The following is a 12,634-nucleotide window of genomic DNA, read 5'->3' as shown; positions in this document are numbered from 1 at the left end:
GGGCGGGTTCATGCCGGGGATGGGCGGTCGCGGGGGCGATCCCGGGGTGCTTGATGGGGTCGGCTATTGAGTCAGGTGGTGCGCGGGTCGATGCCGGGTTCGGTGGGGTCGGCTGGCGGGTCAGGTGGTGGGTGGGGCGATGTGGGTGTGGACGGTCGCGGGGTCGATGTGGAGGTAGCTGATCAGGGCGGCCACGGGGTCCGGGGGGCGGCGGTCGAGTAGGGCGCGCAGGAGGTGGGCGGGGGCCGTGGCGCGGGTACGCCGGGTGGTCGACCTGACGGCTTGGTCGAGAGTCGCCCGGGCACTGGAGGTGACCGCGCTCATCGTGACCGGCGGGTGCCGGCGTGGCACGGGGACGTCGTCGGGGAAGGCGCCGACGTCGATGCCGATCGCCAGCAGGGCGGCGCGGTCGAGCGCGTCCATGGCCGCGCGGGCGTCGGCGAGGCTCACGCCGACGGCACGCGCGGTCGCCGACGCCGGGTCGTGGAGCAGCCCGAGGAACAGGTGCTCGGTGCCGAGCCGCCGGTCGCCGCGCCGCCGCGCCTCCGCCAGGGCCGCCTTGACGACCGCGGGGAACGGGCTTCTCGCCTTCTCTGCCATTCGCGTCTCACTTTCCGTACCGGGCGTGCACGGACTGGCGGGACATGCCGAGGGCGTCGCCGATCTGCTCCCACGTCCACCCTTGCTCGCGGGCGAGCGCGACCGACACGGCCTCGATCTGTTCGGCCAGCCGGTGCAGCGCGCCGACCGCCCGCAGCCCCAGCGCGGGGTCGCCGGACCTGACGCGTCGCACGAGCTCCTCCGTCTCCATGTCGTCAGTCTAGGTTGACAGCGATCCGTTTGTCAATCTAGCCTGACAGCCGTCGGCCGACACCTGCATGCATGTTCACCTGCGTGAGGAGGCCATTTCATGGCGGAAGTCATCATCGTGGGCGCCGGTCCCGTCGGGCTCATGCTCGCGTGCGAGCTGCGTCTGGCCGGGGTGCGCGCGCTCGTGTTGGAGCGCCGTGCCGAGATCGGCGACGCGCCGAAGGCCAACGGGCTCGGCGGTCAGATCGTCCGCGTGCTCGACCATCGCGGCCTGCTGGAGCGGTTCGCCGCCGAGAGCGGCTACGCCGGCCCTGTTCCCGGTTTCCCGTTCGGCTCGGTTCCGCTGCGGCTCGCGACGCTCACCGACACGGCGATGAACGTCCTGCTGCTCCCGCAGCCCCGCCTGGAGCGCCTGCTCGACGCGCGGGCCGGCGAGCTGGGCGCCGAGATCCGGCGCGGCCACGAAGTCGTCGCGCTGCGCCAGGACGACGCCGGGGTCACGCTGGAGACGCTCGACCCGGACGGCACCCGTCACACCATGGCCGCCCGGTACGTCGTCGGCTGCGACGGCGGGCACAGCACCGTCCGCGAGCTGGCCGGGGTCGCCTTCCCGGGCACGACCGACACCGAGGTGCTGCGGATCGGGCACTTCCAAGGGAACGTCACCACCGGCTTCTTCGACACGCCCGGCGCCGGCCCGCTGCGGCCGGGCTGGAACCGCACGCCACGCGGCCGGGTGATCGTCACCTCGCTCCAGCCGGGCGTCGACATCGTCGGCGTCCGCGAGGCCGCCGGGCCGCCCCGGGCGCGCGGCGCGCTGACGCTGGAGGAGTTCCGGGCGAGCCTCCGCAGGGTGCTCGGCGGCGACCCGCCGCCGCTCGGCGAGCCGATCTGGCTGTCGGAGACGGTGAGCCAGGCGCGGCTGGCCGAGCGGTACCGGGCGGGGCGCGTGTTCCTGGCCGGCGACGCGGCGCACCTGTTCCCCGCGGGCGGGGCGGCGCTCAACGTCGGCATGACCGACGCCGTCAACCTCGGCTGGAAACTGGCCGCCGTCCTGCGCGGCGGTGCGCCGGAGGGCCTGCTGGACAGCTACCACTCCGAGCGCCACCCCGTGGGGGAGCACAACCTTCTGCAGACCCGCGCGCAGGCGGCCCTGGAGCATGCCGAGGGCGAGAACGGCGCCGCGCTGCGCGAGCTGCTCGCCGAGCTGTTCGCCTACGAGGCGCCGCTACGGCATCTCGCGGGCGTGCTGGAGGGCTCGGATGTCCGCTACGACATGCCGGGCTCCGTGCCGGACCACCCGCTGCTCGGCCGGTTCGTCCCCGATCTCGCGCTGACCACGGTGGGGGAGGGTACGGCCGGCGTCGCCGCGCTCATGCGGCCGGCCCGGGCCGTCCTGGTGGACCTGACCGGGGAAGCGGGGCTGCGTGATGCCGCCGGCCCTTGGGAGGACCGCGTAACCGTCGTCGCCGCACGCGCGTCGGCGCCGCCCGCGCGGGCGCTGCTGGTCCGCCCCGACGGCTACGTGGCCTTCGCGCATTCCGGCCCGGTGGACGAGACCGCGCGGGCGGGACTGCGGGCCGCGTTGTCGCACTGGTTCGGCCCCTGAGACGCCGGTCCGGGAGCGGGAACGTGCCCTCTCGCCCCGGATGTGGGGCCCCCTGATGTGACATGGCCCCGAATGTGGACCTGGTTCCGAATACGGATATGACCCCGGACGCGGCCCTGATGTGACGCGGCCCTGATGTGACGCGGCCCTGATGTGACAGCGTCCACGCATGACACCGCCGCCCGGGGCGCGTCCGGCGTCTTGGGCGGAGGGGACGCCGGACGCGCGCGGGCGGCGGTGTGGATCGGGTGCGGTCAGAGGGCGACCGCGGTGCGGGAGCGCGGGCTCAGACGCGGGCCCACAGGGCGGGCACGTTCGGCGGCTCCCAGCCCGGCAGGGCGGTGTGCGGCTGGAGGCACCTGTAGCCGGCACCGTTGTAGGTGACGACCGTGCCGCTCGTGTAGGCGGTGCCCGCGGTCCAGGTGCCGCCCGGGGTCGGCGTCACGGAGGGCGTGGGCGTGCGGGTCGGGGTGACGGTCGGCGTGGGCGTCACGGTGGGCGTCACGGTGGGCGTGGGCGTGGGCGTCGGGTCGGGACCGCCGGGGCCCACCTGCAGGTCGACGCAGCTGTAGAACGCCATCGCCGTGTCGGCGATGTTCCAGATGGCCAGCAGCTTGATCCGGCCCGTCCTGCCGCCGAGGCTCACCGAGTGCGTCACGCTGGAGCCGGGCTGCCTGCCGCCGCCGCTGAACACCGCGAGACGCGTGTTGCCGACGTAGTACTCCCAGTCCCTGGTGGCGTGCGCGACCGGGAGGGTCCAGCGGAAGCTGACGGTGTCGCCGACGCTCGCCGCGGGCCATGCCTTGCTGTCGTTGTCCAGCGGCGCCCACCGGGAGTCGCCGCCGCTGCAGTTGCGCAGGCCCTTGGGCCCTTCCACGCTCTGCGGCTCGTAGATGATCTCGCCGCAGTTGGAGACCTTGCCCTGGGCGCAGTTGGCCTGCCGGCTCGGCGGCGAGGCGACGTAGCCGTGTGCCGAGGCCGGGGTGGCGACGAACACGACCGTCGCCGCGGCGATCACCATCGCCATGGCGTACGTGATGGCTCTTCGCATCTTCCTGCTTCCTTTGCTGAGGGGGTAAACTCAATGTAAAGGAAACTTTCTTAACAGAGAAGTCTGTGACCGGCCCAGAATTCCGCGCCTGCGTGATATGGCGGCCGTCAGCCGCCTTCGGTGGCCTGAAGCCGGCGCATGCGATTCACCTCGGCCGTCTGGGACACCGAGATGTCCTCGGCCATCTCCTGGACGAAGACATGCGAGCCCTTCGCCAGCACCTCCGAGACCATCGTGAGGGCGCCCATGTGGTGGGCGATCATGAGCCGTAGGTAGAGGCGGTCGAAGTCCCCACCGCTCGCGGCCCGCAGTTCGGCGAGCTGCTCGGGGGTGGCCATGCCCGGCATGCCCGGGTGCGCGGCGCGGGCGTCGGGGACGCTCCGGCCCTGTTCGAGCAGCCAGCGCGTCATGGCCCTGATCTCCGGTCCCTGGGCGGCGGTGATGCGGGCGGCGAGGCGTTTGACCTGGTCGGATCCGGCCCGCGTGGCGGCGCCTGTGCTCATGTCCAGGGCCTGCCGATGGTGGACGATCATGTTCTGCATGAACAGCACGTCCGCCGCGCCGGCCGTGGGAGAGGGGACGGCGGTCAGCGCCTCGGACGGGGCGAGCGTCCTCGCGGGCTCGCCCGGCCTGCCCGGCGCGATGACGGGGGCGGTGGAGGTGGGCGCGGGGGCCGGTCCACCGGTGCAGCCCGCGACGGCGAACGCGACGGCCGCGACGGCGATGAGGGACACGGCGCGCACCCGGCCTCCTAGAAAGATCTCTTTCGTTGTGCGCGTGCACCTTAACTCGTCGCCGACATGCGAGTAAGTCGTCAGGTCGGAAGCTCTTTCTGACAAGGTGACCTATGGCTTACAGGTCCTGTTTGGGAGAAAATCTGCCCATCTATGATCTCCTGCGGCATAAGTTACCAAGGAGGGTCCCTGCGTGTTGTCGATTCCCCCCAGAGCCGGCCGCTTAGGCCGGATCCTCGCCCTGGTGGGCGGCGCCGCGGCCCTGGTGCTGTCGGCCTTGCCCGCCCAGGCGTCGGACATCCCAGGCACCGATCAGATCGTGATGAGCGCGAACGTCAAGCACGTGGCGAACATCCCGAAACCGGCGAACATCGCCACCACCATCAACACCGACCTCGCCTTCCAGGATGGTTACGCCTATGTAGGTAACTATGGCGGTTTCTCCATCTACGACATTCGGAACCCCAAGAAGCCGACCGTGGTGAGTTCGGTCGTCTGTCCCGGGTCGCAGATGGACGTGTCGGTGTACGGCAACCTGCTCTTCGCCTCCGTGGACCAGTCGCGGAGCAACGACTCCTGCGCCAGCACGCCGCAGCCGGCGACGGTCAAGGAGTCCTGGGAGGGCATCCGCATCTTCGACGTGAGCGACAAGGCGAACCCCAAGTACATCAAGTCCGTCGAGACCAACTGCGGCTCCCACACCCAGACGCTGCTCCCGGACAGGCGACGCGGGAACGTCTACCTGTACGTCTCCTCCTACCTGCCCAACGCGACCTACCCCGACTGCCTCCCGCCGCACGACAAGATCTCCATCATCAAGATCCCGCTGCGCGACCCCGCGTCGGCGGCCGTGGTCGCCACCCCGGTGGTGTTCCCGGACGGCGGCAACGAGACCCAGCCGAACCTGCTGCTGCCGACCACCGGCTGCCACGACATCACCGTGTACCCCGAGAAGGGCATCGCGGCCGGGGCCTGCATGGGCGACGGCGTGCTGTTCGACATCAGGAACCCCGAGAACCCGAGGGTCACGGCCCGCGTGACCGACCCGAACTTCGCCTTCTGGCACTCGGCGACGTTCAACAACGAGGGCACCAAGGTCGTCTTCACCGACGAGCTCGGCGGCGGCGGCCAGGCGACCTGCAACGAGGCCGTCGGCCCCACGCACGGCGCCGACGCCATCTTCGACATCGTGCGCGGCCGGCTCGTGTTCAAGAGCTACTTCAAGATCCCGCGCTACCAGGCCGACTCGGAGAACTGCGTCGCGCACAACGGCTCGCTCATCCCGGTGAGGGGCCGCGACATCATGGTGCAGGCGTGGTACCAGGGCGGCGCCTCGATCTGGGACTTCACCGACTCCGCGCACCCCAGGGAGATCGGGTACTTCGAGCGCGGCCCGGCGTCCGAGGGCTTCGGCGGGTTCTGGTCCGCGTACTACTACAACGGCCACATCTACGCGAGCGACTTCAACAAGGGCCTCGACGTCCTCAGGATCGACGACCGGCTCACCGACTCCGCCAAGCGGGTCAGGGTGGACCGCCTGAACGTCCAGGACCAGGGCTCCTACCGCGAACGCGGCCACCACGGCGACTGGTTCTGGGGCGACGAGGACGACTGACGCCCCGCCGTCCCGGCGAGTGACCCACAAGAACGCGGGCCCGGATGTTCCGGGCCCGCGTTCCCGTGTTCCGGCGTGCCCGGGGCGACGTCCGCCGTCAGATCCACAGGCAGAACGGATGGCCCGCCGGGTCGAGGCAGACGCGCACGTCGTCCTGCGGCTGGTGCCCGGCGAGCGTCGCCCCGGCCGCCAGGGCGTGCGCCGTGGCGGCGGCCAGGTCGTCCACCTGAATCTCCAGGTGCATCATCATCTGCTGGTCGCCGGAACCCGCCGGCCACACCGGCCTGGCGTACCCCTCCTCGGTCTGGAACGACAGGCTCGGCCCGCCGCCGGGCGGCGTCAGCTTCACCCAGTCCGGCTCCGACGCCGTGACCGTCCAGCCGAGCAGCCGCCGGTAGAAGTCGGCCAGCTCGCGCGCGTCCGGCGCGCCGATGTTGGTCCCTGACACCGTGAGCCTCGGCCCCTCCGCCACGTCGCCTCCCGCGTCTCGTCACCCGGACCGCGCACCCGCGCGGCCCCGCCCCCGCACGCTACCCCGGCCGTGCCGCCGTACGCCGCGCTACCGGCACGGGTCGTGGCACACGGGGCAGGGCCCCGTGAGGCCGGGTCAGGTGGTCGTCAGGCGGCGGGCCAGCCACGTCAGCGACGTGACGAGGCGCTCCTTGGACAGGCCGGCGGTGTGGCGCTGGAAGCGGTACAGATCCGGGGCGAGGGGGGCCAGGGCGGTGTCGGCGGCCGCGTCGGGGTCGGGGACGCCGGCCTCGGCGAGCAGCACGCGCACGTGGGCCCGCCAGAAGCCGTACGCTCCCGCGGCGAACCTCGCCTGCCCCACCTCGGCGCCGAGCGCCAGGTGGAGGTGGTCCTCCAGCAGGGTCACCGACGCCGCGTAGAAGGCGGCGAGCCGGTCGGCGGGGGAGGCGCCGGGGCCGAGGGGCGGCTCGCCGCGCAGGATGTGCTCCTGCAGGCGGCGCTCGTGCTCGTCGAGCAGGGCGACGGCGATCGAGGCGGGGTCGGGGTAGCGGCGGTACAGCGTCGCGCGGCCGACTCCGGCGGCGCGTGCGATGTCCTCCATCGTCACCTGCCGGGCGTCCGTCGTGGCGAAGAGCCGCTCCGCCGCGGCGAGCACCCGCGCCCGGTTCCGCGCCGCGTCGGACCGCTCCCGCGCCGGTGGGGTCTCGGGCGCGGGGGTGTCCCTGTCGAGGGGGCTGGTGTCGCCCGCCGGGAGCCGCTCGGTCATAGGGCCATCGTAGGGGCCTCGGAGCGAAGTGGACGACCCGTCCAGTTCTGGCGTACGCTGGGGCTCGCTTAACCGGACAGTGTGTCCAGTTCTGCTTCCCCTTTGGCGTTGGGACCCCTCATGCATGCCCTCCTTCTCGCGGCCGCGCTGCTGATCGGCTGCCTCCTGGCCGTGCAGACGTCGGTGAACCTGCAGCTCAACAAGGCCGTCGGCACGCCGTACGGCGCCTCGTCGGTCCAGTTGGGCGTGGCCGTGCTGCTCCTCGCCGTCCTGGCCGTGGCCGCGGGCGCGATCGGCGCGGTCCGCCTCGTGCCGCAGGTGCCGCTCTGGCACCTGCTCGGCGGGCTCGCCAGCCCGCTCTACATCACCAGCGGCATCCTGCTGTTCCCCCGCCTCGGGGCGCTGGCCTCGGTGGGGCTGTTCGTCACCGGGCAAGTGTTCGCCTCGCTCGGCCTCGACCTGTTCGGCCTGTTCGGCCTGCCGCGCACACCCCTGGGCGCCGGCGTCGCGCTCGGCGCGCTCGCCGTCCTGGCCGGCATCGTCGTCGTCATCCGCGGCCAGCGCGCCACCCCCGCCGTCACAGCGTCAGGCGGGACGGGACGGGTGGGATGGATCCTGCTCGGCCTGGTCGCCGGGGGCGTGCTGCCCGTGCAGGGGGCGGTCAACGCCCGGTTGCGCGCCGACCTGCACGAGCCGCTCGCCGTCGCCGTGATCAGCTTCGCCGTCGCGGCCGTGACCATCGTCGCGGTGCTGCTGACCCTGCTCGCCCTCGGCCGCACCCCCCGGCCCCGGCTCCGCCCACTCGGGGGCATGCCATGGTGGGGCTGGCTCGGCGGGGCCTGCGCCGCCGCGTACGTGACCGCGACGTTCACGCTCATCCCCGAGATCGGCGCCGCCGCCACCGTGGCCCTGACCGTGACCGGCCAGCAGGCGGCGTCGGCGCTCATCGACGGCGCCGGCCTGTTCCGCCTGCCCCGGCGCCCCCTCACGGCCGCCCGGCTCGCCGGCCTCGCCCTGCTCGTCGCGGGCTCGGCGCTCGTGCAACTGGCCTGAGACGCCGGCGTTCAGCGGCCGACGACGCGGGCGACGCCCCGGGCGATGGTGGTGGCGAGGATCCAGCCGGCCGCGACCAGGCAGTAGGAGAACCACTGGGCGCCGCCCGAGGGGTTGTAGGCGTTCTGCTGGCCGAGGTCGACGAACGGCAGGAGCAGGTCGAGGGTGTACACGATGGGGTTGAAGTCGGGGGCCTCGCCCTTCTTCAGCGGAGCGGGGTGCGCGGCCCCGTACACGACGGCGCCCGCCGCCACCAGGACCGCCAGCCACAGCGCGGCGCGTCCCGGCTTGTACCCGAACCCGACCGTGACCTCCTGCAACCCGCTCCACAGCCGGCCGAGCACGGTCTTGCCCGCGCGCTGCGCCCGCTCCTTGGCGAACATGACCGCGCGCGCGTCGGCCAGGTGGCCGCTCGCCGTGTAGTGCGCGGCGAGCTGCTCGTACGGCTGCGGCTGGTACCCGCGGGCGTCGCGCCGCAGCCAGCCCAGCCGGCTCTCGGCCGGAAGGCGGGGCTCCAGCGCCTCGTAGGCCAGGCCGTTGACGTGCAGCGCCCGGGGCCACCGTTCGGGGTCGTCGCGCAGGAGGCCGATCCGCGCGTGGTCGAGGACGATCCGGCCACGCGTCCCACGGGCCAGCAGCGCCAGCTCGGCCGCGTGCAGCCCCGTCGCGTCCAGCGCGGTCCCGTCCTGCGCGGACAGCACGGCCTCCCGTAAGTCGAGGTCGCGGCCGACGCGGGTGTGTTCGAACCGGACCTCGCCGCGCGCGGTCATCCGCTCGCAGCCGACCCGCCCGGCGGTCTCGTTGCGCACGAAGCGCAGCGCCGCACCGTCGGGGGCCTCCAGCCGGGCGCCGGCGAAGCTGACCGGGCCGCCGAAGCGGCAGTCGCGGATGTACAGGCCGCCTTCGGCGTGGACGTCGTCGAACCCGGCCAGCCCTTCGATGGCGGCGCCTTCCATGCGCAGCGGCTCCCCGTCCTTGGCCGCGGAAAGGCGGGCGCGGCGCAGGGTGATGCCGCCGTTCAGCGCCGCGTGCCGCATGCTGAGGTGCCCGCCGGACAGCGTGGCGTCGTCCCCGATCACGCCGCCTTCGACGACGGCGTGGTCCAGGGTCAGCGCCGCGCCGTCGTCGTTGCCGAGCGCGGCGCCCTTGAAGGAGAAGTTCGCGCCGAGGCGCGCGCCGATGAGGCGCACCTCGCCGGACGCCGTGAACGGCGCCACGCACCACGTGCCTCCCGTCACCGCCATGCCGCCCGCCGACAGCGCGCAGCCGGTGGGGTTGATCAGCCGCGCGCCCACGAGTTGCAGGCTCGCCCCGATCCGGGCGTGCCGCAGCCGCAGCTCGCCGTCGGTGCGCAGCCGCTCGGCGTGGAACTGCCCGTCGACGACGCTCGCCTCGGCGTCGACGGCCATCGTCCCCGTCCCGGTCACGCGCGCCTCCGACAGGTCGAGCGATCCGGAGACGCGCAGGGCGCGCAGCCGCAGCATGCCCCGCGCGGTCAGCCCGGCGGCGGCGAACCGGCCGTCCACCGCGAGCCCGTCGGCCGACAGGGCGACACCCTCGGCGTCGGCGCCGAGGACGGCGTCGCGCAGGTAGATCTCCCCGGTCACCTTCGCCCGGTCCAGCCGCACCCCCTTCGCGACCGTGCTGCCGTACAGGTTGAGCAGGCCCTCCAGGCGCAGCCGGGCGCCGTTCAGCGCGGTCAGCCTGCTGTGCACGATCCGCACCGTCCGGGTGGCCGCCTCGACCAGGCGCACCTCCTCCTCCAGACGGCAGTGCTCCAGGATGAGCGGGTACTCGGTGACCGCGCCCATCAGGTCCAGGCGTCCGGTGACCCGCGCCCCGCGCAGCCGGATCGCCGGCGCGTACCCCTCCCCGGCCGCGACCGCGCCGAGCAGCAGCCCTTGCACGACCGCGGCCCGGACCACCCGGTCCTTCGCCTGCCGCAGGTCCAGCCATTCCCCCCGAGTGAAGGCCCCCCTGAGCCTTTCCTCCACCGGAGTGAGGCTTTCGAAGATTGTCACGTCTCCATCATCGATCACCCAGGGCCTGGCCAGCCGCCGCGGTGAGCGGGTTCCGCGAGCGCCTCGGGCCGGCGGGACGGCCGCTACATCCGTTCCAGGTCCAGTGAGGTGATCACCTCCGCCAGGTCCGCGGCGCGGCCGGCGTCCATGGTGGCGGTGAGGACGGCGGGGGTCAGACCGTCGCGCAGGGCGTTGAGGGTTCTGGCGTACTCGACGCCGTCGTCGTGGGTGAACGCCTCGCCGGTGGTCTGGCGCAGGCACTCGGCCTGGCCGAGCAGCCGGGCCGCCAGGTTCAGGTCGCCCACCTCGCTGTGCGAGCGGGCCAGCCCTTCGAGGGAACGGGCGACCCCGGCCAGGTCGCCCACCCGGTGCCGCAGCAGCAGCGCGCGCCGGTGCACCGGCAGCGCCCGGGCGTGCTCGCCGCGCAGGTCGAGGACGCGGGCCACGGTCTCCAGCGCGCGGCCCTCGCCCCGCTGGTCGCCGAGCCGGCGGAACAGCGCCGCGCTGCGCTCGGCCAGCTCGCCCGCGCGCGCCAGGTCCGAGGTGAGCCGCAGGGCCAGCGCGAGGTTGTTGAGCAGCAGTGCCACGTTCCACTCGTCGCCGATGGCCTGGAACCGCGCCAGCCCGTCCTGGTAGAAGTGGGCCGCCGCCTCGTGGTCGCCCTCGTCCAGCCAGAGGTTGCCGAGGTTGTTGATGACGCTGGCCACGCCCGCCTTGTCGGAGGCCGCCTCGAACAGCAGCAGCGCGGAGCGGTAGAACGCCTCGGCGGCCTTCAGGTCGCCCTGGTCGCGGGCCAGGTTGCCCGCGCCCTTGCGGGCCTGCGCGCCGAGCGACGGCGGCGTCGGCCCGGGGAGCGCGAGCGCCCGGTCCAGCCATTGGCGTCCCTCGATGAGCAGCCCCCGCATCTCCCAGTACCGCCACAGCGCGCCGGCGAGGCGTTGCGCGCTCTCGGCGTCGCGGACGGCGACCGCGTGGCGCAGCGCCTGGCGGGCGTTCTCGTACTCGCGGTCCAGGTTGTCGATCCACGCCCGCTGGCCCGCGCCGGTCAGTTCGTGCGCGGCCGTCTCGGCGAAGCCGCACATCCAGCGCAGATGCGCGTCCGCCGTCGCCGGGTTCCCGCCCGGCGCGGTCGCGGCGGCACCGCCGGGTGCGGCGGCGGCGCCCTCCGCGGGCGGGAGCGCGGTGGCGTACTCGCGGACGGTGTGCGGCAGGGTGTAGCGCGGGCCGCCCGGGTGGTCGGTCCGCCACACCAGGTTGTTCTCGATGAGGGTGGCGAGCGTGTCCAGCCCGGCGCCGCAGACCCGCTCCATCGCCTCCAGCGACCACCCGCCCGCGAAGACGGTCAGCTCGCGCAGCAGGCGCTGGGCGTCGCCGTCGAGCAGCTCGTAGCTCCAGTCCAGCGTGGCGTTCAGGCTGCGGTGCCGCGGGGTGGCGTCGCGCGGCCCCGCCGCCAGCACGCCCGGCGCGCCGCCGAGCCGTTCGTGCAGCGCCTCCGCGGACAGGACGTTCATGCGGGCGGCGGCCAGCTCCAGCGCCAAGGGCAGGCCGTCGAGGCGCGCGCAGATGCCGGTGACGACGGCCGCGTTGCCCTCGTGCACCTCCCACCCGGCGTGGACGGCCCGCGCCCGCTGGGTGAACAGGGTGACGGCCGGGTTGGCGCGAATCTCCTCCAGGGACGCGCCCGGCGGGGGCGGCGGCAGCGGCCCGACGACGAACTCGTCCTCCCCGTACACCCGCAGGGGACGCCTGCTGGTGACCAGGAACCTCACCCCCGGGCACCGCGTGAGCAGCGTGGACAGGGCGTGCGCGCTGTCGACCAGGTGCTCGAAGTTGTCCAGCACGAGCAGCGGCCCGCGGCCCTCCAGGGCCGTGGCCAGCGACTCGGCCGGGGGGCGGGTGCCGCTGTCGCGGACGTCCAGGGCGCGGGCGAGCGTGTGCAGCATCGTCTGCTCGTCGCGCACCTCGGAGAAGTCGGCGAGGTAGGCGCCGTCGGGCAGGTCGGGGGCCAGCTCGTGGACGATGGCCAGGGCCGTGCGGGTCTTGCCGACGCCGCCGAGACCGGTGAGGGTGAGCAGGCGGCTCGGCCCGCGCAGCCGCTCGCACCCCGCCCGCACTTCGCGCTCCCTGCCGACGAGGGGCGTCAGCGGCACGGGCAGGCGCGCGCCGCCGACCGAGGGCGGCTTCCTGCGGCCGCTCGTGAACTCCTCGTGGATCTGTCCGGTGAGGCCGAGGGCGTCGGCGAGGAGGCGGGCGGTGTCCTTGCGGGCGGAGCGGTTGATTCCCCTTTCCAGGTCGCTCACCGCCCTGGCGCTGATCCCGGCTTTGTTCGCCAGTTCCTCCTGCGTCAGGCCGGCCGAACGACGGAGCCGTTTGAGCAGGTGGGCGAAAGATTCGCCGGACAAAGGAATCCCCCTCCATCGCACCCGACGGTAACGATAAGCCCGGTGCCGCCCGCGCGCCATCGTTCACACGAAAAGACCTGTGGGTGAACCTGTGGGTCACTC

11 protein-coding genes are annotated in these 12,634 nt (G+C 73.5%); 3 read left to right on the top strand and 8 right to left on the bottom strand.

The features are described 5' to 3' along the window. Positions 1-120: 120 nt before the first annotated feature. Positions 121-600, bottom strand: coding sequence for a Clp protease N-terminal domain-containing protein (locus BJ982_RS28755; protein ID WP_184885180.1), 480 nt, complete (start codon positions 598-600; stop codon positions 121-123). A gap of 7 nt (positions 601-607) precedes the next feature. Beyond that, positions 608-811: a helix-turn-helix domain-containing protein gene (locus BJ982_RS28750; protein ID WP_184885178.1), complete on the bottom strand. Its 204-nt coding sequence runs from the start codon at positions 809-811 to the stop codon at positions 608-610. A gap of 99 nt (positions 812-910) precedes the next feature. Between BJ982_RS28750 and BJ982_RS28745 the strand changes: the two genes are divergently transcribed. After that, on the top strand, positions 911-2,419 hold the full coding sequence (locus BJ982_RS28745) for an FAD-dependent monooxygenase (protein WP_184885176.1): 1,509 nt from the start codon (positions 911-913) through the stop codon (positions 2,417-2,419). Between the two features lie 286 nt (positions 2,420-2,705). Here BJ982_RS28745 and BJ982_RS28740 read toward each other — a convergent pair whose 3' ends face one another. Together BJ982_RS28740 and BJ982_RS39800 are read right to left on the bottom strand one after the other, a co-directional pair. After that, positions 2,706-3,470, bottom strand: a complete 765-nt coding sequence (locus tag BJ982_RS28740) for a lytic polysaccharide monooxygenase (protein ID WP_184885174.1) — start codon at positions 3,468-3,470, stop codon at positions 2,706-2,708. 107 nt (positions 3,471-3,577) lie between these two features. Further along, positions 3,578-4,213, bottom strand: a complete 636-nt coding sequence (locus tag BJ982_RS39800; protein ID WP_184885172.1) for a DUF305 domain-containing protein — start codon at positions 4,211-4,213, stop codon at positions 3,578-3,580. Between the two features lie 187 nt (positions 4,214-4,400). Between BJ982_RS39800 and BJ982_RS28730 the strand changes: the two genes are divergently transcribed. Further along, entirely contained in the window at positions 4,401-5,819 is a 1,419-nt protein-coding gene (locus tag BJ982_RS28730; protein ID WP_260414592.1) for an LVIVD repeat-containing protein, read from the top strand. A 97-nt stretch (positions 5,820-5,916) separates the two neighbouring features. Here BJ982_RS28730 and BJ982_RS28725 read toward each other — a convergent pair whose 3' ends face one another. Both BJ982_RS28725 and BJ982_RS40650 read right to left on the bottom strand, forming a co-directional pair. After that, a complete protein-coding gene (locus BJ982_RS28725; RefSeq protein ID WP_184885170.1) occupies positions 5,917-6,291 on the bottom strand; it encodes a VOC family protein in 375 nt (124 codons plus the stop codon). A 135-nt stretch (positions 6,292-6,426) separates the two neighbouring features. Further along, positions 6,427-7,056 carry a TetR/AcrR family transcriptional regulator gene (locus BJ982_RS40650; RefSeq protein ID WP_184885168.1) on the bottom strand — a complete coding sequence of 210 codons (630 nt, stop codon included), beginning with the start codon at positions 7,054-7,056 and terminating at the stop codon, positions 6,427-6,429. A 120-nt stretch (positions 7,057-7,176) separates the two neighbouring features. On the opposite strand from BJ982_RS40650, the gene BJ982_RS28715 reads away from it, so the two are divergent. Next, entirely contained in the window at positions 7,177-8,109 is a 933-nt protein-coding gene (locus BJ982_RS28715; protein ID WP_184885166.1) for a DMT family transporter, read from the top strand. Positions 8,110-8,120: 11 nt separating this feature from the next. Here BJ982_RS28715 and BJ982_RS28710 read toward each other — a convergent pair whose 3' ends face one another. Then, complete coding sequence (locus BJ982_RS28710; RefSeq protein WP_184885164.1) at positions 8,121-10,130, bottom strand: hypothetical protein; 2,010 nt, start codon at positions 10,128-10,130, stop codon at positions 8,121-8,123. An 83-nt stretch (positions 10,131-10,213) separates the two neighbouring features. Continuing rightward, positions 10,214-12,532, bottom strand: a complete 2,319-nt coding sequence (locus BJ982_RS28705) for an ATP-binding protein (protein WP_184885162.1) — start codon at positions 12,530-12,532, stop codon at positions 10,214-10,216. Positions 12,533-12,634 lie beyond the last annotated feature (102 nt).

The organism is Sphaerisporangium siamense, from assembly GCF_014205275.1.
In the GTDB taxonomy this organism is placed as follows: domain Bacteria; phylum Actinomycetota; class Actinomycetes; order Streptosporangiales; family Streptosporangiaceae; genus Sphaerisporangium; species Sphaerisporangium siamense.
This window is presented reverse-complemented; position numbering and strand designations above follow the sequence as displayed.